Source organism: Bradyrhizobium sp. HKCCYLRH3061 (assembly GCF_051168015.1).
GTDB lineage: Bacteria > Pseudomonadota > Alphaproteobacteria > Rhizobiales > Xanthobacteraceae > Bradyrhizobium.
On the sequence record NZ_JBNPUE010000003.1, the window covers coordinates 337069 to 358388 of the forward strand.

Annotated in this window: 20 protein-coding genes and 1 pseudogene; 9 read left to right on the top strand and 12 right to left on the bottom strand. The window is 65.5% G+C overall.

Annotated features, from left to right (window positions below):
• Positions 1-61: 61 nt before the first annotated feature.
• The 5 genes from ACQR2C_RS08370 to ACQR2C_RS08390 form a co-directional block, all read right to left on the bottom strand.
• Positions 62-277, bottom strand: a complete 216-nt coding sequence (locus tag ACQR2C_RS08370) for a hypothetical protein (protein WP_316215681.1) — start codon at positions 275-277, stop codon at positions 62-64.
• A 478-nt stretch (positions 278-755) separates the two neighbouring features.
• On the bottom strand, positions 756-947 hold the full coding sequence (locus ACQR2C_RS08375) for a hypothetical protein (protein WP_315712266.1): 192 nt from the start codon (positions 945-947) through the stop codon (positions 756-758).
• A 63-nt stretch (positions 948-1010) separates the two neighbouring features.
• Positions 1011-1361 (bottom strand): zinc ribbon domain-containing protein YjdM, encoded by a 351-nt coding sequence (locus tag ACQR2C_RS08380; RefSeq protein ID WP_316215682.1) that lies wholly within the window; start codon positions 1359-1361, stop codon positions 1011-1013.
• Between the two features lie 129 nt (positions 1362-1490).
• On the bottom strand, positions 1491-1775 hold the full coding sequence (locus ACQR2C_RS08385) for a DUF2312 domain-containing protein (protein WP_315712263.1): 285 nt from the start codon (positions 1773-1775) through the stop codon (positions 1491-1493).
• A gap of 147 nt (positions 1776-1922) precedes the next feature.
• The gene (locus ACQR2C_RS08390) at positions 1923-2738 is read right to left on the bottom strand and encodes a transglycosylase SLT domain-containing protein (RefSeq protein WP_434845905.1); all 816 of its coding nucleotides are present in this window, start codon (positions 2736-2738) and stop codon (positions 1923-1925) included.
• 128 nt (positions 2739-2866) lie between these two features.
• Between ACQR2C_RS08390 and ACQR2C_RS08395 the strand changes: the two genes are divergently transcribed.
• From ACQR2C_RS08395 to ACQR2C_RS08405, 3 genes are all read left to right on the top strand, one after another.
• A complete protein-coding gene (locus ACQR2C_RS08395) occupies positions 2867-4936 on the top strand; it encodes a methyl-accepting chemotaxis protein (RefSeq protein ID WP_316236602.1) in 2070 nt (689 codons plus the stop codon).
• A 623-nt stretch (positions 4937-5559) separates the two neighbouring features.
• Positions 5560-5793, top strand: coding sequence for a DUF2171 domain-containing protein (locus ACQR2C_RS08400; RefSeq protein ID WP_434872712.1), 234 nt, complete (start codon positions 5560-5562; stop codon positions 5791-5793).
• A gap of 319 nt (positions 5794-6112) precedes the next feature.
• Positions 6113-6418: a hypothetical protein gene (locus tag ACQR2C_RS08405; RefSeq protein WP_434872713.1), complete on the top strand. Its 306-nt coding sequence runs from the start codon at positions 6113-6115 to the stop codon at positions 6416-6418.
• 31 nt (positions 6419-6449) lie between these two features.
• Here the strand turns inward: ACQR2C_RS08405 and ACQR2C_RS08410 are convergent, their stop codons facing one another.
• Positions 6450-6761 (bottom strand): ArsR/SmtB family transcription factor, encoded by a 312-nt coding sequence (locus tag ACQR2C_RS08410; protein ID WP_316180812.1) that lies wholly within the window; start codon positions 6759-6761, stop codon positions 6450-6452.
• Positions 6762-6859: 98 nt separating this feature from the next.
• Between ACQR2C_RS08410 and ACQR2C_RS08415 the strand changes: the two genes are divergently transcribed.
• The 4 genes and pseudogenes from ACQR2C_RS08415 (at position 6860) to ACQR2C_RS08430 (ending at position 10264) form a co-directional block, all read left to right on the top strand.
• Complete coding sequence (locus tag ACQR2C_RS08415; RefSeq protein WP_434872714.1) at positions 6860-7612, top strand: SDR family NAD(P)-dependent oxidoreductase; 753 nt, start codon at positions 6860-6862, stop codon at positions 7610-7612.
• Positions 7613-7783: 171 nt separating this feature from the next.
• Positions 7784-8038 carry a DUF433 domain-containing protein gene (locus tag ACQR2C_RS08420; RefSeq protein ID WP_315800195.1) on the top strand — a complete coding sequence of 85 codons (255 nt, stop codon included), beginning with the start codon at positions 7784-7786 and terminating at the stop codon, positions 8036-8038.
• 60 nt (positions 8039-8098) lie between these two features.
• A pseudogene (locus ACQR2C_RS08425) lies at positions 8099-8449 on the top strand (DUF5615 family PIN-like protein); the annotation flags it as partial.
• A gap of 273 nt (positions 8450-8722) precedes the next feature.
• Complete coding sequence (locus tag ACQR2C_RS08430; RefSeq protein ID WP_434872715.1) at positions 8723-10264, top strand: hypothetical protein; 1542 nt, start codon at positions 8723-8725, stop codon at positions 10262-10264.
• Between the two features lie 113 nt (positions 10265-10377).
• Here ACQR2C_RS08430 and ACQR2C_RS08435 read toward each other — a convergent pair whose 3' ends face one another.
• From ACQR2C_RS08435 to ACQR2C_RS08450, 4 genes are all read right to left on the bottom strand, one after another.
• Positions 10378-10731, bottom strand: a complete 354-nt coding sequence (locus tag ACQR2C_RS08435) for a hypothetical protein (RefSeq protein WP_434880891.1) — start codon at positions 10729-10731, stop codon at positions 10378-10380.
• Positions 10732-10947: 216 nt separating this feature from the next.
• Positions 10948-11739 (bottom strand): metallophosphoesterase, encoded by a 792-nt coding sequence (locus ACQR2C_RS08440; RefSeq protein WP_434880892.1) that lies wholly within the window; start codon positions 11737-11739, stop codon positions 10948-10950.
• Between the two features lie 315 nt (positions 11740-12054).
• Complete coding sequence (locus ACQR2C_RS08445; protein WP_434880893.1) at positions 12055-12828, bottom strand: ImmA/IrrE family metallo-endopeptidase; 774 nt, start codon at positions 12826-12828, stop codon at positions 12055-12057.
• Between the two features lie 220 nt (positions 12829-13048).
• Positions 13049-13222, bottom strand: coding sequence for a hypothetical protein (locus ACQR2C_RS08450; RefSeq protein WP_434880894.1), 174 nt, complete (start codon positions 13220-13222; stop codon positions 13049-13051).
• Between ACQR2C_RS08450 and ACQR2C_RS08455 the strand changes: the two genes are divergently transcribed.
• Positions 13221-13463 carry a hypothetical protein gene (locus tag ACQR2C_RS08455; protein WP_434880895.1) on the top strand — a complete coding sequence of 81 codons (243 nt, stop codon included), beginning with the start codon at positions 13221-13223 and terminating at the stop codon, positions 13461-13463. The genes ACQR2C_RS08450 and ACQR2C_RS08455 overlap by 2 nt on opposite strands.
• A 24-nt stretch (positions 13464-13487) precedes the next feature.
• Here the strand turns inward: ACQR2C_RS08455 and ACQR2C_RS08460 are convergent, their stop codons facing one another.
• Positions 13488-17267 (bottom strand): vitamin B12-dependent ribonucleotide reductase, encoded by a 3780-nt coding sequence (locus ACQR2C_RS08460; protein ID WP_434880896.1) that lies wholly within the window; start codon positions 17265-17267, stop codon positions 13488-13490.
• An 818-nt stretch (positions 17268-18085) separates the two neighbouring features.
• On the opposite strand from ACQR2C_RS08460, the gene ACQR2C_RS08465 reads away from it, so the two are divergent.
• Positions 18086-18979: a DMT family transporter gene (locus ACQR2C_RS08465; RefSeq protein ID WP_434880897.1), complete on the top strand. Its 894-nt coding sequence runs from the start codon at positions 18086-18088 to the stop codon at positions 18977-18979.
• Here ACQR2C_RS08465 and ACQR2C_RS08470 read toward each other — a convergent pair.
• Positions 18942-21227: a CHASE3 domain-containing protein gene (locus tag ACQR2C_RS08470; protein WP_434880898.1), complete on the bottom strand. Its 2286-nt coding sequence runs from the start codon at positions 21225-21227 to the stop codon at positions 18942-18944. The two genes, ACQR2C_RS08465 and ACQR2C_RS08470, sit on opposite strands and share 38 nt — an antisense overlap.
• Between the last annotated feature and the right edge of the window lie 93 nt (positions 21228-21320).

The window sequence follows — 21320 nt, forward strand, 5'->3', positions numbered from 1 at the left end:
CAGAGCTCCTCCGTCCGGCCGGCCCCGGATATCCGGTCGCCGGCCGGACGGACAAAGCGGATCAGGCGCTGGTTTTCGGCACGTACTTGCCGGCGACACACTTGTAACTCTGCAGATGCCACTCGTGATAGGGACCCTTGGACATCCAGTCTGCGATTCCGATCTGCGCGCTGACGGCGCAGGATGTCATCGTGATGCCGGACATCTCGCTGTTGGTGACGACCTTCTCCATGCAGAGCTGGCCGTTGCATAGCATTGCGACGAGAGTGACGAGCACGTTGATTCTGCCTCCAAAGAGTGGGACCCGGTCAGGATCGAGAAAGCAGAGTTCATGCCAAGTTATGAATCCAGGTCGTGCTGCTACGGGACGGATTGCTACGGGTGTCACTTCATGGCGACAGAAGCGTGATGGATTCACTGCTTGGATCACGCAGCGTTCGGCAACTGGCCCGTGTTTGCTGCTCGATCATTTGGCGATTTGCTCGTGTTGCGTGGTTCGGCCTGAGTGCCGAGGCTGAGCGGGGCCTATTGCGTCAAATAACAGGCAGCGCCTGCGCAGTCCTGCGGCGCTCGCGGACATTGGCTTCGGGGGCTTCGGGCGGAGTATCGCCGTTCATTGGCTGAATCAGAGTTCGGTTCGCACGGGCGTCCGCAGACGAACCGTCGATCCCCAGGATGATATCCGGCCTGATGCCAGACTTCCGGTGGCGCTGATATAGACGCCCCGACGCCCGGTGCTGGGAGCCTCCGCGTCGTCAGGCCTCGTTCAATCCGGCACCTCGATCGGTCAGGATCTTCTGCCCCTTCGCCGTCAGCTCGTAGATGTCGCCGTCCTTGGCGACATAACCCTCGCGGATCAGTCCATCGAGTTCGTCCTGCCGGTCGGGTGAGAAGGCGATTGCCTGGCCGATATCCGAAAGCGTCGCGATCTGGTCGTCCGTCAGCATGGCCATCCTCCCGTTGTTGATCCGAACGCCATGGCGTCGCGAATGTTCCGGGAGCACGAGGCCCTACGCCTTGCGCACGAACTCCGACTTCAGGTTCATCTGGCCGATGCCGTCGATCTTGCAGGCGATGTTGTGGCCGTCGCTCGCCTCCTGCAGGCGGATGTTGCGCACCTTGGTGCCGCCCTTCACGACGGACGACGATCCCTTCACTTTCAAGTCCTTGATGACGATGACGCTGTCACCGTCGGTCAGAACGTTGCCGTTGGCGTCGCGGATGCTGGCGTCGTCGCCGGCCGCTGCCGCAAGGGCGGCGTCGCCGCTCCATTCATGGCCGCATTCGGGACAGACCCACAGCGCGCCGTCCTGATAGGCGTGCTCGGAGCGGCATTGCGGGCAGGTCATTGCGTCGGTCATCTTATCCTCGGGCGCGGCAGAAGCGTAGCGCAGCGTTAGAGGCTCGGATGGAACCGGGCAAGAAAAATCCCGGGGGAGGGCAGCGCGCGGCGCAGATCGGCTGCGCGCCGCCTTCGTCGGTCGGCAGCGTCACGCCGCCTTGCGCTCGGGGGTCTTGCTGGCCGGCCCGGTCTCGGCCGCTTCCATCGCCCGGAGATAGGTGTCGAGCAGCGTCTCGTGCTCGTCGCGCTCGTCCTGGTCCTGCTTCCTGAGCTTGATGATCTCCTTCAGGATCTTGACGTCGAAGCCTTCGCCCTTGGCCTCGGCGAACACTTCCTTCTTCTGCTCGTTCAGCTCCGCCAATTCGCCGTCGAGGTGCTCGATCCGCTCGATGAAGGACCGGATGCGCGCGCCGGGAATGCCGATCTCTGACATGGTGACTCCTGTACTAATGGGACGGAGAAAATGCGCGGCAGTTCGTTGCCAATGTCTTAACGGGCGCGCTTTGCCCACATCAGTGAATCCGACGTGCTTAACGCGGAACCGGGCGGGCTCTCGATGTCGCCGAGCGGGCGCCATGCGCTAGCTCCGCTCCGCCGCCGAGAGCTTCTGAAACTGCTTCTTCATCGCATTGACGCGGCCGAGATAGCCCGCGACCGAATGGTCGCCGCAGCGCTCGCCATCGGCCGGCTTGAAGCCGCGCCGCGCGAATCCGGCCGCCGGCCCGGCGCCGCACAGATGAATGACGGCTGCGAGATCCTGCCGCTGCTGCGCGCTCGGCTTGGCGCCAGGCTGCCGTGCGAGCACGGCGGCGACCTGGCGGTCGAGCGAGATCACCGTCAGCGCCACCGCATGCGCCGGCCATGCGCGGACGTACAGGCTCGGCGACCCGCAGCCGTCGCTGACCACCTCGTGATCCCGGATGCAGAACCGTGCGGCGTCGGCAAAGGCGCCGTCGGTCATCTGGAACAAGCCGACGGCGCTGGAAGCCGGCTGATACAGCGCGAACGGATTCCACGCGAGGCGCCAGCGCCAATAGGTGCGCGCCACCGGATTGCCCGAGCTCTCGGTCTGCGCCAGGGCGGCGAGCAACTCCGGCGTGATCGATCCTGTCGAGCTCTCACGGAACAGCGCGCCATATTGGCGCCACGTCTCCTCCGGCTCCTTGTCGAGCGAATGACCGGTCACCACGAACAGCTCGGTCGGCTTGCGCAGGACGTGATAGGCCAGATTGACCAGCGCGAAGGTCAGGAGCAGCACCAAGGCGCCGCAGGTGATCTTGATCCACCGCGGCGCCGCGCCCACCGTCCGGCCCAGCCGCTGCGCACCGCGCCCTGCGATTCGCTTCGCATCGCGCCGCAGCGCGCGCCAACGTCTGCCGCGTTGCGGCTTGCGCATTTTTTGTTGGCGTGGAGCAGGGGATTTCGGCAACTGATTACCTCGGGCGCCGGTGTGCCGGTCCATGGTTAAGGAAGAATTTGTGCAATCGCGTCATCCTGCCACTTTCTGGTGTGGGGCGGCGCGTGATGAAGAAATCGGTCAGTACTCTGCTGATGGTGCTGTTGTCGGTGCTGGCGGCGGGCATCCTGGTGTCCACGGCGATCCTGATGAGCGGCGCCGCGGGCCGCTATCGCGAGAGCGTCGCGACGGAGCATTTGACCGCGGCCGACAAGGCGATCTTCCAGAACGTCCTGGTCATGCGCGCCCACCGCGGCGACATCCAGAGCGTGCTGCTGAGCGAGGACGATCCGCGCGCCAAGCTCACCGAATATCAGGGCATCGAGGCCAAGGGCTATGACGGCATTGTCGCCGCGCTCGCCGGCGTCGACATGCCCGAGCGCGACGACCTCCTGGCCGGGTTGAAATCGAGCTGGGACGCCACGGTTCCGCAGTTCAAGCTGCTGTTCGATGAAGCCGCGAAGCCGCGTGCCGAACGCGTGCTGGCGCGTACGCAGGCCTGGTACCAGGCAATGACCAAGACGCTGGACGTCGCCAACGCCGCCTCGCTCGCCGTCTCGAACCGCGCCTGGATGACCGATCCGGCGATCGCCAAGATGGTGCAGGCGCGGCGGCTGGCCTGGCAGGTCCGCGACCGCTACGGCCTGCAATGCTCGGCGCTGCGTCCCAACATCAACGCCTCCAAGCCGCTCGACGACACCCAGAAGGGCGCGGTCGCGCAATGGCGCGGCACCGTCGCCGCCGGCTGGTCCGGGCTCGACGACCTCCTGGCGGGGGGCGGCAGCACCGCGCTCGCCGGGGCCGTGAAGACCTCGCGCACCGAGGTCGAGGCCGCCCATCAGCGCATGGACCAGCTCACCAAGGGGTTTGACGGCAGCGGCAAGCCGGCGATGCCGGCGCCGGAATGGAACGCGTTCTGCCAGGGCCCGTTCGCCGGCATCATCGCCGTCGGCATGACCGCGCTCGACGGCTCGATCGCGCGCGCCGAGGAGATCAGGACCGCCGCGCTGAGCAGCCTGGTCGTCCAGTCGCTCGCCTTCCTGGCCGCGCTCGTGGTGGCCGGCCTGGCGCTGCGCGCGGTGCGCGTCCGCCTGATGCGCCCGGTCGGCGTCCTGATGCAGGCGATCCAGCGCATCGGCCAGCGCGACTACCAGACCCCGGTGCCGCAATTCGCTCATGCCGACGAGTTCGGCGCCATGGCTGCCGCCCTCGAGGGCCTGCGCGAGAGCGCCGCCACCGCCGACCGGCTGTCGCGCGAGCGCGAGCTCGACCAGGGCCGGCGGCTGGAGCGCTCGCAGGCGATCGACAGCGCCTGCAAGAGCTTCGACGACACCGTGCAGGCGGTCATCGTCAGCATGGGCAACTCGACCGGCCAGCTCGATTCCAGCGCCGGCGACGTCCGCAAGCTGGTCGACGAGTCCACCGAGCAGACCGCCGCGGTCGCCAGCGCCGCGGAGACCGCGACCAGCAATCTCGAGACCATCGCCGCCGCCACCGAGGAGCTGACCGCATCGGTCTCCGAGATCGCCGCGCAAGTGCAGGCCTCCGCGGCCGATGCGCGCCAGGCGGTGGAGAAGGCCGCGCAGACCAACGCCACCGTCGAGATGCTCGACCGCGCCGCCAACCGTATCGGCGAGGTGGTCAAGATGATCACCGCGATCGCCGCGCAGACCAACCTGCTGGCGCTCAACGCCACCATCGAGGCCGCGCGCGCCGGCGAAGCCGGCCGCGGCTTCGCCGTGGTCGCCGGCGAGGTCAAGAACCTCGCGGCGCAGACGGCGACCGCGACCGACGACATCACCCGCCAGATCGCCGAGATCCAGGCCGCCACCGGCGAGTCGGTCGAGGCGATCCGCGCCATCAGCCACAACATCTCCAGCATCGACGAGAAGATGACGGCGATCGCCGCGGCGGTCGAAGAGCAGCGCGCCGCCACCACCGAGATCTCGCGCAACTTCCAGCATGCCGCCCAGGGCACCCGCGCCGTGACCGACACGATCGGCTCGGTCGCAGCGCTCAACCGCCAGACCGGCAATGCGGGCGCGGCAATGGTCGACTCCGTCCGCCGCATGTCCACCGATGCCGATCGTTTCCGCGTGGCAGTGGAGGGCTTCCTCGGCACCGTGCGCAAGGCCTAGCATCGGCCAAGCGGACGCGATCCCGCGGCGCCGATGGCGCCCGAGCCTTGCCGGTCGTCGGCCCTCTGAAGGGAGAGGGCGCGGGGAATGCCGGGCGCTGGCCGCACCCATGGCCCGCCTGCAGAAGATAAGCAGGCGGCAGTCACCACAGGTTCAGCCGAGGCATCCCGGCATTCCCCGCGCGATGGTTTTCACGCTTATAACGCGATCTCCCCGGTGTCCGGCTTGTAGCCACCGTCGCACGGCGGGATCATCATCACCGCCGCACTTGGCGCCAGCTTCGGGGCGCCAGGACCACGCGTCTTCACGTCCGCAAGCGTGCCGTTCGTCGGCGGGCCTCGAGCCCGCTGCGGCACACCCACAGCCACCGCATCTCCGGCCCACGTCTCGTGACGATCGCGATGCGCCCCTCTCGGCGGGCCGGGATGGGGAGAGATGATCATGAATTCGGATAAATGGCAAGAGATTTATTTTTGTCGGAAGTGCGGGGCGGCGGCAAGACAGAAGCCTGATGGGGCGAACAGCCGCTGCGCTCGCAATGACGCGCGACCCGCCGGGCAGCGGAACCGTTGTCTCATCAGCCGGTTGACGCAGCGCTCACATCAGCCGCAGAGGAGTTCGTCATGCTGGACATCAGGGAACACATGGAAGTCATCGGCGCCGACGGCGCGCATGTCGGCACCGTCGACCGCGTCGACGGCAACCGCATCAAGCTGACCAGGAAGGACGGCGGCGAGGGCAGCCACAAGGGGCATCATCACTTCATCGACAAGGGCCTAATCGCCGGCGTCGAAGGCGACAAGGTGCGGCTGTCGGCCATCGGCGCGGTGGCCGTGACGATGGAAGAGGAGAAGTAGGGCGCGGTCACGACTCTCGCCGTCATTGCGAGCGAAGCGAAGCAATCCAGAGTGTCCTTGCTGGGCCCTGGATTGCTTCGCTGCGCTCGCAATGACGCCAAGTGATGACGCCGCCTCGTATCCCGGATGCGCGAAGCGATTACCGGGGGCGCCCATCGCGGCGGTGATAAACCCGGATGTCCGCTGCACCAATCCGGGCTGCAATTGCAGAGCACATCGAACCGGTGAACGGCTGGCGATGACACACATATGATGACACACATATGATGTGTGACTGGCGCGGCGAGGGCGATCGGCACCACAGTGCTCGATGTCACGAGTGCTTGATGTCGCGCAACGGATGAAGAGTGACTTTATGGATGCCGCCGACCTTCTCGGTCTCCTGATCGCTCACCTGCTGCCGCAGCCGATGTCCCATGCCGAGCTGGCCCCCACCGGCATTTTCCGATCACCGCTCTATTACACTTACACGGCGTTTCTGCTGGCGCTGTTCGCCATGATCTTCACGCCGATGTTCATCCACCTCCCGCGTCCCGTCTTGCGAGCCGACCTGATCGCGCTACCGATGGTCGCGATCACGGCCTTCTTCCTCCGCCGCGCGCTGAAATGGCGCTATCCGATTTGATGTCGGTCCTTCCCCGACCGTTTTCGTGGCGCTACTCGGCGTATCCCAAGATCGTCTTCAACAATTTCGGGAACCGGGCATTGAGGTCGGCCTCGCGCACGACGTTGCGATGCTCGACGCCCTGCTTGGTGGTGTGGATCAGGCCAGCCTCGCGCAACACCCGGAAATGGTTCGACAGCGTCGATTTGGCGATGCCGGGGCAGGGCGCGGCCTCGGTGCAGGACATGCAGTCCTTCCGTTCCATCAGGCTCTTGACGATGCGCAGCCGCAAGGGATCGGCGAGTGCGGCCAGCACTCCCGCTAATGTGATGTCCTCGCGCGACGGGTGAAACAGCTGCGCCATGAAAAACATATAGCGACGGCCTTGCGCGCGTTCAATAGTTCACTAGTTCTGAACGATTGAACTGGAAACGCCGCAGGCGGCGCAATGTGGAGAGCAAGATGAGCAAGCGACTTGAGGGCAAGGTGGCGCTGGTGACCGGCGCGTCCAAGGGGATCGGCGCCGCGATCGCGGCCCGGCTGGCCGAGGAAGGCGCCGCGGTCGCCGTCAACTACAGCTCCAGCCGGGAGGGCGCCGACCGCGTCGTGGCGGGAATCACCGGCAAGGGCGGCAAGGCGGTGGCCGTGGGCGGCAACCTCGCCAATCCCGGCGACGTCAAGACCATCGTCGCCGAGACGGTGAAGGCGCTCGGCCCGATCGACATCCTCGTCAACAATGCCGGCGTCTACGCCTTCGCGCCGCTCGACGGCATCACGCCGGAGCACTTCCACAGCCAGTTCGACGTCAACGTGCTCGGCCTGCTGCTGGTGTCGCAGGAGGCCACGCGGCATTTCAATCCGGCCGGCGGCAGCATCGTCAACATCTCCTCCGGCGTGTCCACCCTGACGCCGCCGAACACCGCCGTCTACACCGCGACCAAGGCCGCCGTCGACGCCATCTCCTCGGTGCTGTCGAAGGAGCTGGCGCCGCGCAGGATCCGCGTCAACACCATCAATCCCGGCATGATCGTCACCGAGGGCGTCGTCGCCGCCGGCCTGCACGAGGGCGACATGCGCAACTGGATCGAAACGGCCACGCCGCTCGCGCGCGTCGGCAAGGCCGAGGAGATCGCCGCCGCGGTGGCATTCTTCGCCTCGGACGATGCGTCCTACGTGACCGGCGAGACGCTGCACGTGACCGGCGGGCTGCGCTGAGCGATCACGTCACTTCGGTCGCAGTCGCGAGCGGTGAACCGTAGGGTGGGCAAAGCGCCGCCGCAAGGCGGCGCGTGCCCACCGTTCCGGTGTTTGGACGAAGCCAAATTCCCGTCTCGCCCCCCGGCGCCTATCGCGCTATGATGACAGCCGCGGGAAAGGAAGGCAGTCATGACCATCAAGGTCGCCGTCAGGTCAGAGGTCGTTCGTGATCCGACGGTCATGAGCGGCGATCCGGTGGTTCGCGGGACACGGGTGCCCGCCGAAACCATCCTGGCCTACCTGCGCGCCGGCTATCCGGCGCAGGAGATCTTCGCCGACTATCCGAGCCTGCCGATCGATGGCATCGACGCGGTGATCCGCTGGGCCGAGGTCACCTATGGTGCCGATTGGCGATCGGCGGAGAACGCGGCAGCCACCCGCTGAGCGAACGATTCCTGATCGACGAGTGCCTGAGCGGCGCCTTGGTGGGAGTGGAAGGCGCGCGGCTATCAGGCGGACTACGTCACCCATCTGGGCAAGAGCGGCTGGCAGGACTGGAATCTGGTGCGGTTCGCAAGCGCGAACGACTACATCATCGTCACCGACAATCGCAGAGATTTCCTGAAGGAATATGCCAAGCTCGACGTACATGCCGGGCTGGTGATCCTGATCCCGAAGGGCACGCGGGATGAGCAGATGAGTCTGTTTCAGAAGGCGCTCGATCTCTATTCCGTCCGCAACGCCGATCTCGTGAACAAGCTCATCGAAGTCGCGCGCGACGGCTCGGTCCATATCCGCGAGTGGACCGCCGACGATCACGACATCAACCATATCAACGATCCGAAGTGGCGGTGACCGTAGCCCGGATGAGCGAAGCGATATCCGGGGTCTGCCGCAGCGCCAGCGATGAACCCGGATGTCGCTTCGCTCATCCGGGCTACGCGGCAACGGTGATTTTTGGCAACTATAGGTTGATGAATCGTCCGATATAGGATCAAATCGGGCTTGCCGAATCCGTGATGCGCGCATCGCGGACGAGCTGCGTTTCAACCCACCGGTCGGGCGCATGGCGTTTTGCCATGGCGCAGTCCTGGCCCGCTGAATTTCAAATCACCAAAGGAGTTTCTCATGCGCATCGGTTTTGCATTGTCGACCATGTCTGTCGTCGCCGCATCGGTGGCCCTCGGCTGGGGCCTGACCGCGCCGCGCCCCGCGCACGCGTTCCTGGAGGACATCTGCATCCCGCGCGTGAAGGACGGGCTGAAGAATTGTCTCGCGCCGGCGAGCGCCTGCAAGGATCCGGCGGAGGCGCTGAACCGCGGCTGCCTGCTCGAGGCGGTGCAGTTCGCCGTCATTCCGCCCGGCCGCAGCATGATCCATGCGGACTCGACCTATTTCATCGCCCAGGCGCTCGGCTACCGCGCCGACGTCGCCTATTGGATCGCCGCCTACAACGAGAACTCCGACTACGCGCAATATGCGCCGATCGACCAGTGCGGCGGGCAGGCGACCTCGACCAATTCCGGCGCCAGCTACATCACCGCCAAGTTCAACGGCTTCCAGCGCACCAACAACACCACCGACGGGCCGCTGTATCACTATCTGCTGAACTTCTCGCCGAACGGGCAGGGCACCGACGTGCACGGCGCCAGCGGCGTGCAGGCGGTGTATCCGTTCCACTATCCGCCGCCCGGCTATCCCGTGACCATCGACAGCGTCTATCAGGGCACGCTGTACGACCTCCGGCAATGGGCGATGAAGCCCGACGACGGCCCGGGCCTGCTGTGCACCGCCGGATATACCACGCCGAACGGGTCGTCGAACTTCAGCGGCCCGAAATGCCTGGCGAACGTGCCGATCAGCGGCAACGTGCCGCTCTTGGAGAACTACGCCATCGGACCGGCGATCAACATCACCTCGGGGCCGAAGATTCTCGACAACAGCAATGGCAATGTCGACTACACCCAGCTGAAGTCCTGGCTGGACGACAAGAGCCGGACCACCGGGGTGCTGTTCGATGATCCCCGGAAGCCGCCGGTGCCGGTGCAGATCGCCAGGATCGGGCTCTATCTGCACTCCCTGCAGGATGCCTCCTCGCACGGCACCTTCTGCGGCGACGACGCGCCGTCGCCCCCGGGCGGCTCGGATGTCGGCAGCTACATGACCATGAGCTCGGGCAGCATCAAGCTCAGCTTCGGCACCTATTGCGCGACGGGGCCGCATCTGGCGAGTCACGTCCAGGAGACCGGCACCGGCGACACCAGCCTGCCGCTGCGCGACTATGTGGCGCTGAACAACACGGTGGACGAGCTGATCCTGTTCGGCAACAACGTCGCCAAACAGCGCGGCTGGATCGTCAACCCCGGCCTGCTGCCGCCTGATGTCGTCGGGGCCAAGAGCGCCGCCGGCGACAGCGCCGCCGATTTGAAGTCGCGCCTGGTCGGCCGCATCGTGCAGGGCCAGCAATGGTCGCGCGCGGAGGTGTATGCCTCAGGCGTCGTCACCGCGCCCCTCCAGCGGACCGACGCGCAGGACCGGCTGAACACCATGAACGCCGCGCTGGGCGCGTATTCGAAGCGGCTGCTGGCCGCCAATTCCAAGCTGACGCCGCTGCGGCCGATGCCGGGGAATTCGTTCGACCCGAACGACAAGTCGGCGTGTTTCAAGTAGCGCCGTAGGGCAAAGCGCCGCCGCAAGGCGGCGCGTGCCCACCATTGCAAACCGCCCCCCATCCTACGGGGCTGTCCCGCTCATCCGAGCCTCCTGATGTTTCGCGCGCCGCTTTAGCGGGCTTCGGTCGTCGAAAGCGTCTTCCAGAGCAGATATCCGCCCAGCACGATCAGGATCAGCGGCATGAGCGGCAATGGCAAGGCAAGAAGATCCCACAGGCCGGCCGCAAGAATGATGAATCCAATGACCACGCCGAACCTGTCGACCTTCAGGCTCCGTTGCGTCCGCACCATCTGTGCACCCAGGATGAGGACGCCGACACCCACCAGGAACCAGCCCCAGGGAAGCCCGGCGAGCATGACCACGCCGAGCCATATGAAGAAGACGGCCCAAGCGGCTGAATCGATCTGACGGTGCGGATCGGGTGTGTCGTGGGACGGGACGAGAGACGCTTGCGTATCGGCCATGATGCTGCCTCCGCTTCTCTGACGACGACAGCTTGGTGCGGATTCACGTCGGCGCTGTTGATGCAAGTCAACCAAAGCGCGGGGGAAGCGCTAGGTCGTGAACGACCTTCGATCCAGCACAAGCGAGCCAGTTGAATGCGCCGGCAGGCAGCGTCGGCCAATTCGGATAGCGCGCGTAGCCCGGATGAGCGATAGCGACATCCGGGGCCTCACACGTCACCTGCGATGAACCCGGATGTCGCTTCGCTCATCCGGGCTACGGGACCTCGACGACCAGGGCCGGATCGAATTCCGGGTTCTCGCGGCCATAGCCGTGCGGGTTGCAGACCACGCGGGTGGCGCCGATCTGATAGTGTGACCGTGGATCCAGAGCGCAGGTTGCGTCGCCTGGATCAGCGCCGACAGGTCGGAGGCGTAGGCGGCGGTGACGCGGTCATTCCGGTATTGCTCGGCGACCGAGCCCCAGCCGGGGGCGTGGTGGGTGACGACGACGGTCGGGCCGTCGAACGGCGTCTCGAGGAGGCCGGTGAGCCAGGTGCGGGAGGTCCGGTGCAGGCCGAGCGCCTCCTGCGGCCGGAAGCGCAGCCAGGGCTGCTTGCGCCAGGTGATGCGGCGATGGTCGTTCATGCGGTCGCGGCAGACCGCCATGGTGTGGACCTCGCTGCCGGGGCCGAAGATCGCATAGTCGGTCCACAGCGTGCAGCCTGCAAAGCGCACGCCCGCGAGCACGACCGCCTCGTTCTCCAGCAGATGCACCCCGAACCGCGCCGCCTCGGCGCGCGCCTGCGTCAGCTCCTCCGGATAGGTGCGGTGATAGAACTCATGGTTGCCCATCACCATGACGATCGGCACGTCCTCCGCCACGATCTCGCGCAGCCGCGCAAACCCGTTCACCACCCCCTCACAGACATCGCCGGCGACCACGACCACGTCGACCCCGGGCAGCGCCGCGATCGGCTTGATGTCGGCCATGTCGGCGTGGAGATCGGAGAAGATGTGGAGGTGCATGGGGCAGGGAGGTGAGCCGGGGGCTCGCTGCGTAGGGCGCGTTAGCGAAGCGTAACGCGCCGCTCCGGTCAAGCGGCGGATCACGCACGCCGACCTGCGTCACGGTTGCTGAGCCCGATGCCGGGCTCATTCGGCCCGATGGCTCGGCGCAATTGCTGTGGGCTGCGTGGAGGGTATTCCCGACGAGCGCCGCGACGTTCAGCCAAAAAAAGACTGCGTCACCGTGGCCCTTTCATTTGTTGGGCTTTCGGGCGCGAGGAGGGTAGTAGAGGTCCAGCGCAATACGGCTGCGATGCGCCGTGATCGTCTTACGTGTTAGTTGTCTTCTGGATGGTCGCCGATGTATCCACAGCCTTCTCCATTGCATCCTACTTTTGTTGCCAGAGGAAGTAAGGTTTGACGCCTGCAAGAAGGGCACAAGGCTTGCAAATAGTGGTTCCTCTCTTCAGACTTGTTGACCAAAGCCTGAAACGCTTTACTTCCCTCCAAAATCCTTGCAGATGCAGCGTCTCGTTCGCGCTTTGCTTGAAGGCGCTCGAAACAGATTTCTGCAGCTGAGATGCTGACTAGAAACTCTAGAGCGATCTCCGTTGGATTGGCGAGTTCTGCCGCTCGCTGATCGTCGATCAGAAATGCGGAAGCGAAGACCTTTGCTTGGTGTTCGGCCGATTCCGACGCGTTCATCTTGGAAATGGTGGTTGTGCCAGTGGCGCCGGTCGCGCGATGGTCAACCGTGCCTTCTTCGGCATGCATCACCCCATGACCAAGCTCATGCGACATGGTCATCCGCGTTCGCCGATCACCCCATATGATGGTAGAGTCGACTGATTGTTTTGCGGTTATTATTACAGAGCCGTTGATCAGTTCCGTTTTCGCATCCTTTGATCCCAGGACATGATCAGGAACAACCCTGTACACGAGCGGCTTCTCGCCACGAAGAGTCAATATTTTTCCAGATCGAAGAACGCGGCCAATATTTACTGGCCACGTTCTTCCGATACCGTAATAGTGCTTCGTACGTTCGGCTATTCGCCGACACTCGTCATTAGAGCGACGGGTGACCTTGCGATCGTCGTTCTCGTCGTCCATTAGAACTCCTTGCTGTCGTCGAATCCTCTGTGCTCGATGGTTCTCGTACGGAAGAAGTTGTGCGTCCCGCGTCGTGTTGTCATAAGAGCGGACGTGAGTGACGCAAACGATAATGCCTATGCTCGCTGGATCAGATAGTCATTCCCGGATACAGGGAGGGGCTTAGCTTTCGCCAAACCCATCCGATGGCGCCGTATTATCGACTCGCCGGCGAGGTATTTTACTTTTCTTTGCGAACCCCTTTGAACGGCTTGTCGTCGGCCTTCTGGTCCATGAAGCGACCAGTGTCAGAGTCGCGTTTGGTCCAGTTTTCGGTCTTAGGATTATAGACCTGCGAACGATCGCGAACGGCACCGTTGCGATGGCCGTCACCCTTGGGAGGATTGGTCGCCATGTTGGCTCTCCTGTCGAAACACCAAGGCTCCGTCCGACAAATCATCTGTCGCCGCCAGTACCTTAGCTGGATCTCCGCGGTCGGGTTAAGGGAAGGACGTAACGCTCACTATTGCTTGCCATTGCGGATTGCTAATCGGGATGCGTTGATTCACTTTTCGTTCGCTTTGGGAGTTTGCGGCGAAGCCGAGGCTTGCCGCAAACTTTTGTTGTCATTTGTGCGCTATCTGCTGCTGCGCTGAGCGAGCAGCATGCGAGGCCTTGTACTAAGAACACCCCGTCGTGCTGCCGCACGTATCGCACTTCATGCAGGTGCCGTTCCGGACCAGCGTGAAATTCCCGCACTCCGAGCACATCTCGCCTTCGTAGCCCTTGGCCTTGGCTTCGGCGCGGCGTTCGGCCTTGGAGGCGACTTGGGTCGCAGCCGTGCCGGCCTTGCTCCATTGCAGGGCCTCGAGCTTCTCGGTGGGCGAGAGGTCGTGCTGCGCCTCCTGCTTCAGCGCGACGGCGCCGTCGATGGCGTCGCCGGCGCGCGACGTCGAGAGAGCGGAGATCCGCGGCGACCCCCCTCCCTGACCCTCCCCCACAAGGGGGGAGGGAACGGAAGCAGCGTGGCCGCCTGACGTGCCGCCGCGCATCACGACGAGGTTGTCGGTGCGGGAGCGGGTCAGGCCGCGCGAGACGTATTTTGCGGCCTGCTGGCTCGGTCCGTCCTCCGACGGCTTGCCTTCGTCGACGCCGCGGCCGAGCGCATCGAAGTTGCTCTCGGAGGGGTCGACATGGGCGAGGTCGAAGCGCGACATGTAGCTGACGGCGAGCTCGCGGAAGACGTAGTCGAGGATCGACGTCGCGTATTTGATCGAGTCGTTGCCCTGCACCGGGCCGGCCGGCTCGAAGCGGGTGAAGGTGAAGGCGTCGACATACTCCTCCAGCGGCACGCCGTACTGGAGACCCAGCGACACCGCGATGGCGAAGTTGTTGATGAAGGAGCGCAGCGCCGCGCCCTCCTTGTGCATGTCGATGAAGATCTCGCCGAGACGGCCGTCATCATACTCGCCGGTGCGCAGATACACCTTGTGGCCGCCGACGACCGCCTTCTGGGTGTAGCCCTTGCGGCGGTCCGGCATCTTCTCGCGCTCGCGCATCACCACGATGCGCTCGACCAGCTTCTCGACGATCTTCTCCGAGACCTGGGCGGCGCGCGCGGCAAGCGGCTTCTCGTAGAAGGACTCGACCGCATCGTCCTCGTCCTCATCGTCGCTGATGAGCTGCGAGTTGAGCGGCTGCGACAGCTTCGAGCCGTCGCGGTAGAGCGCGTTGGCCTTCAGCGCGAGCTTCCAGGACAGCAGATACGCCGCCTTGCAGTCCTCGACCGTGGCGTCGTTCGGCATGTTGATGGTCTTGGAGATCGCGCCCGAGATGAACGGCTGCGCCGCCGCCATCATGCGGATGTGGCTCTCGACCGAGAGATAGCGCTTGCCGATCTTGCCGCAGGGATTGGCGCAATCGAACACCGCGTAATGCTCGGCCTTGAGGTGCGGGGCACCCTCGACCGTCATCGCGCCGCAGATGTGCACGTTGGCGGCCTCGATCTCGCGCTTGGTGAAGCCGATGGCGGCGAGCAGCTCGAAGGTCGGAGAGGCCAGCGCGTCCGCCGAGACGCCGAGCTGCTTGGTGATGAAGTCCTCGCCGAGCGTCCACTTGTTGAACACGAACTTGATGTCGAACGCGGTCGGCAGCGCCTTCTCGACCTTGGCGATCGCCTCGTCGGTGAAGCCCTTGGCCTTCAGGGTCGAGGCGTTGATGCCGGGCGCGTTGGACAGCGAGCCGTGACCGACGGCATAGGCCTCGATCTCGGCGATCTCGCTCTCGCGATAGCCGAGCGCGCGCAGCGCTTCGGGCACGGCGCGGTTGATGATCTTGAAGTAGCCGCCGCCGGCCAGCTTCTTGAACTTCACCAGCGCAAAGTCAGGCTCGATGCCGGTGGTGTCGCAATCCATCACCAGGCCGATGGTGCCGGTGGGGGCGACCACGGTGACCTGGGCGTTGCGATAGCCGTTGGTCTCGCCGAGCGCGAGCGCGTCGTCCCAGGCCTGGATGGCATGGCTGACGAGCGAGACCTGCGGGCAGTGGGCGTGGTCGAGCGGCACCGGGTTGACCGACAGCGCCTCATAGCCGGTCGCCTCGCCGCGTGCCGCGCGGCGATGGTTGCGGATGACGCGCAGCATGTGCGCGGCGTTCTTCTTGTAGCCGGGGAAGGCGCCGAGCTCGCCGGCCATCTCCGCCGAGGTCTTGTAGGCGATGCCGGTCATGATCGCGCTGAGCGCGCCGCACAGCGCGCGGCCTTCCTTCGAGTCGTAGGACAGGCCCATGGTCATCAAGAGGCCGCCGATATTGGCATAGCCGAGGCCGAGCGTGCGGAACTCGTAGGACAGCTCGGCGATCGCCTTCGACGGGAACTGCGCCATCAGCACGGAGATCTCGAGCACGACCGTCCAGAGCCGGCAGAGATGCTCGTAAGCGCCGACGTCGAAGTGCTTGGTCTGCGTGTTGTAGAACGTCAGCAGATTGGCCGAGGCCAGGTTGCACGCCGTGTCGTCCAGGAACATGTATTCCGAGCACGGATTGGACGCGCGGATGTCGCCGGACGCCTTGCACGTGTGCCAGTCGTTCATCGTGGTGTTGAAGTGCAGGCCGGGATCGGCCGAGGCCCAGGCGGCGTGACCGATTTTTTCCCAGAGATCCCTGGCCTTCAGCGTCTTGACGACCTTCTTGTTGGTGCGGCCGATCAGGCTCCAGTCGCCGTCAGTCTCGACGGCGCGCAGGAAGTCATCCTTCAGCGACACCGAGTTGTTGGAATTCTGGCCGGAGACCGTGAGGTAGGCCTCCGAATCCCAGTCCGTGTCGTAGATCGGGAAGTCGATGTCCTTGTAGCCCTGCTTGGCGAACTGGATCACCCGCTTGATGTAGTTGTCGGGCACCAGCGCGCGGCGCGCGAGCTTGATCTCGCGGCGCAGCGCCGGGTTCTTCTCCGGATCGAAGCAGTCGTCGCCGGAGCCCTCGCAATTGACGCAGGCCTTCATCACGGCCTTGAGGTGCTTCTGGTTGATCTTGGAGCCGGTGACCAGCGCCGCAACCTTCTGCTCCTCCTTCACCTTCCAGTCGATATAGGCCTCGATGTCCGGATGGTCGGCGTCGACCACGACCATCTTGGCGGCGCGGCGCGTCGTGCCGCCCGACTTGATCGCGCCGGCGGCGCGGTCGCCGATCTTGAGGAAGCTCATCAGGCCGGACGAGCGGCCGCCGCCCGACAGCCGCTCGCCTTCGCCGCGCAGCCGCGAGAAGTTGGAGCCGGTGCCGGAGCCGTATTTGAACAGGCGCGCCTCGCGCACCCACAGATCCATGATGCCGCCGTCATTGACGAGGTCGTCCTCGACGCCCTGGATGAAGCAGGCGTGCGGCTGCGGGTGCTCGTAGGAGGACTTCGACTTGGTCAGCTTGCCGGTCTTGTAGTCGACGTAATAGTGGCCCTGGCCGGGGCCGTCGATGCCATAGGCCCAGTGCAGACCGGTGTTGAACCATTGCGGGGAGTTCGGTGCGACCATCTGCTTGGCGAGCATGAAGCGCAGCTCGTCGTAGAACGCCACCGCGTCCTCCTCCGAGGAGAAGTAGTTGCCCTTCCAGCCCCAATAGGTCCAGCAGCCGGCGAGGCGGTCGAACACCTGCTTGGCCGAGCGCTCGCTGCCGTAGCGCTCGTTCTCGGGGAGCGCGGCCAGCGCGTCGGTGTCGGGCACCGCGCGCCACAGCCAGGACGGCACGCTCTCTTCCTCGACCTTCTTCAGGCGCGCGGCGACGCCGGCTTTGCGGAAATATTTCTGCGCCAGCACGTCGGAGGCGACCTGCGACCAGAACTCGGGCACCTCGACATTCTCGAGCCGGAACACCACGGAGCCATCCGGATTCTTGATCTCGGACGTGGTCAGGCGGAAGTCGATCCCTGCATAGGGCGACTGTCCTTCGGTGGTGTTGCGCCGTTCAATCCGCATCGCGAGCCCCAATAGTTCTTGCCGGACCGCGTCGTTGGCGGCCGGGATCATTGCATCCAAGGGCGGCGGCTGGAAGTCCCCGGACGCTGCCGGGAAACTCGTCTGCCGCCGCAGTTCAACCGGTTGCCCGGTCCGCATCTGTTCAGCCTCGAAGCCGAAGGCCTTGCGCCGTTGTCCGGCGTCTCGCCCCGTCTTCCTGCGCGGCGCGTGCAGCCCGTCCGCTGCCTGCGCCGCCTGTTCTCAACGCGTCACTCCCGCCGCTCTGCTCCGTCGTCCCTGCAGGGGAGACCCCACATCTAGTGGGTTCCCCGCCGGAGCGCGGCGGCGCAGCGATGGTACACAGGGCAGACGGCGACCCACGCCCGCAGCCGTACGGACGGCGGCGTGGTCGTCTTCGAACCCTCTCGAGGGAAGCGGCCGGCCAGACCCGAAACATGACTGTGCGCCGAACCGGGCCGGAAGCTAGGACGACTCCGCTTCCCCCGTCAAGGACTAGTGGGGGTTCCCTAACCAAACACTAAATATGGGGGAAAGTACGGGATAACCAGGGCGTGTGCCGGTATCGTGATGGCCGTAACTATCGGCGAGTCCTCGCGGATTCGAAACCGGAAAAATTTGTTCGGAGCGCTGTCCACAGGGCTTCGTCCCGCTGTTCACAGGGGCAGATTTATTCGCGTGCAAACGGCGTGTTTTGCTTGCATCAGCGGGACTCACGGGCGCCTACGGAGCGTTCGCGGGGCAGGCATGCCCCACAATCCCTGGTGTGGCCGGGAAAACGCCGGCAAGGTCGTCCTCCCACGGACGGCGCCGGTGATTCCATGACAGACAAGCCAGTGGCCAGCGGGCGGATCACGCCCGCCGGGCTGATGTTCCTCGCCATCACCTCGCTCGGCTGGGGCTTCAACTGGCCCGTCACCAAGCATCTGGTCGGCGTGCTGCCGCCGCTCACCCTGCGCGGCACCACCGGGGTGGTGGGTGCGCTTCTCCTGGCACTGCTGGCCGTCATCCGCAGCCAGAGCCTTGCCGTGCCATCGGAGGTCTGGCCGCGGCTGATCCTGGCCGGGATGCTCAACGTCACCGCCTGGATGGTGCTGATGGGACTGGCGCTGCTGTGGCTGCCGGCGGGCGAGGCGGCGCTGATCGCCTACACCATGCCGGTGTGGGCCTCGGTGCTAGCCTGGCCGATCCTCGGCGAGCGGCCGACGCTCTTGCGCGTACTGGCGCTGGTGCTGGCGTTCGCGGGGCTGGCCGCGATCATGGGCAGCAACGGACTCAACGCCAGTCGCGACAAGCTGCCTGGGATCCTGATGGTGCTCGGCGGCGCGTTCGGCTTCGCGCTCGGCACGGTGATGGCCAAGAAGCTTCCGATCAGGCTGCCGCCTTTGTCGGCCGCGGCCTGGCAGATCGGCATCGGCTGCGTGCCGATCGTGATCGTGGGCTTCGCGATCGAGCATTCCGACTGGACGAAGCTCGACCAGCTCGACTGGGCGCTGATGTTCTATTCCACCGTGATCCAGTTCTGCGTCGCCTATGTCGCCTGGTTCGCGGCGCTGTCGCGGCTGCCGGCCTCGGTGGCGGCGATCGGCACCATGGCGGTGCCGGTGATCGGCGTCCTGGCCTCCGCGATCGCGCTGCGCGAGCCGCTCGGGGCAGGGCAGGTGGCCGCGCTGGCCTTCACGCTGGCCGCGGTGGCGATGGCGACCCGCGGCTAGCGCCAGCCGGCTTGCCGTCCAGCGCGCGTCGCACCATCTGCGCAAGCTCGGCGCGGCGATAGGGCTTGGTCAGCAGCAGGGCGTCCGGCACGAGCTGCCGGTTCTCGACCATCTCATCGCCGGTATAGCCGGAGGTGTAGAGCACGGGGAGCGCCGGGCGCGTCGTCATGATGGTTTCGGCCAACTGCGGGCCGCTGATGCCGCCCGGCATGACGACATCGGTGAACAGCAGGTCGAAGGGCTCGTTCTGCGCGGCGATGGCCAGCGCCTCCGAGGCCTGCGAGGCGACGAGGGTGGTGTAGCCGAGGCCTTGCAGCTGGGCGAGCACGAAGTCGCGCACCAGCGGATCGTCCTCGACCACCAGGATCGTCTCGCGGCCATGCGGCAGCGCCTGCTCGTGCTCCGGCTCGGTCTGCTGCGCCGCCTGCGCCGCCGGCAGATAGAGCCGGATCGTCGTGCCGCGGTTCTGCTCGCTCTGAAGCCTGACGTGGCCGCCGGACTGCCTGACGAAGCCATAGACCATGCTGAGGCCGAGACCGGAGCCCTTGCCGGCGTCCTTGGTGGTGAAGAACGGCTCGAAGGCGCGATCCTTCACCTCGGCCGGCATGCCGCTGCCGGTGTCGCTGACCGCGACCATGAGGTAGGAGCCCGGCACGACGCCGGGATTGGCCGCTGCATCGGCCGCGTCGAGCGTGGTCTTCGCCGTCTCCAGGAGCAGCCTGCCGCCGTCGGGCATCGCATCGCGCGCGTTGATCGCCATGTTGACCAGCGCGTTGGCGAGCTGCGCGGAATCGACATGGGCGATGAGATCCTCGTCGGCGAGAACGGTCCTGATCTCGACCTGCTCGCCCAGCGTCGGCCGCAGCAGCTTGGCGATGTCCTCCACCGTGGCGTTGACGTCGATGTCGCGCGGACGCAGCGGCTGCTTGCGGGCGAAGGCGAGCAGATGCCGGATCAGCTCGGTGCAGCGATCGGTGGCCCTGCCGATCAGGGCCGCGAACTCGGCCGCCGCCGGCCGGTCCCGGACCGCGTCGATCAGGACCTCGATCGACCCGGTGATGATCGTCAGCATGTTGTTGAAGTCGTGCGCGACGCCGCCGGTGAGCTTGCCGATGGCATCGAGCTTCTGCGCCTGCTGCAGCAGCCGCTCGGTCTCGTGCACGTCGGTGACGTCGTGATACACCAGCGCGGCGCCGCTGATCGCGCCTGCGGAATTGCGCAGCGGCCGGCCGCTGACCATCAGGCGAAACTGCGGCCGGCCGTCGGTCGGCTTGACCACGACCTCGCGGCGGTCGAACGACAGCCCGCGCAGGGCGCGCGCGATCGGGAGCTCCTCGTCGACGATGCGGGTGACGGCGTCGCTCTCGTAGAACTGGTTGGCGGCCAGCATCTCGGCGAAGGTCTTGCCCACGTTCGTTCCCAGGAAACGTCCCATCGCCTGGTTCGACAGCATGATGGTCCCTTCGGGATCGACGACGAGGACGCCCTCGGCCATGCTGTTGAAGGTGTTCGTGAGAATGGCTGAGAAGCGGCGCAGCTCGTCATGGGCGGCGGCGAGATCGCTGCGCTGCTGCACGGCCTGGGCTTCCAGCGAGGTCGCGGTCTCCCGTGACAGGGTGAGGGACGAGCGCAGCGCCCGGTCGGAAAGACGAGCGCGCCGGACGAGATAGGCCGACATCAGGAGCAGGAGGCCGACGCCGGCGAGGTCGATCGCCAGCAGCCAGGACCCGGTGCGTCGCGAGATCGTGGCGCGGTCCGCCAGCAGCCGGCGCTCGTCGTCGGTAAAGGCGTCGAGCGTCTGGTTGATCGTCGTCATCGCCGCCGGACCGGCCGCGCTCGCCGCCAGCGCCTGCAGGCCGTCGCGATCGTTCGCCGCGTGGCGACGGATCAGCTCGCCCGCAAGCTGGATGCGCCGCTGCACGATGCCATAAATCGCTCGCAGCCGCTCGCTCTGCGAGGAATTGTCCCGGACGAGCCCTCGCAGCTCGGCCCAGGCCGCAGGGATGAGTCCACTCGTCTCCTGAACCTCTGCGATGAACCGGTCGGCTCCGGACAAGGCGAAGCCGCGCGACGCCGCTTCTGACTGACGCAGCAGGACGCGGAGCTCGGAGGATTTCTCCAGCACCTCCATCGTGTGCTCGACCAGGGCGGTATCGTTGCGCGCCTTGATGTCCAGTGCCGTCGACGCAGCGCCGATCGCGAGCAGAGTTCCAAGGCCGAGCCCCAGCACCACGCGCCGGCGGATCATCGGTGGCCTCCAATGGCGCGGGATGCCGTCGCGTCCTGCCAACTGCATGGGAAGGTTTCCATCGGAGTTTTTTGGCGCCGAGCTCTGTGACGA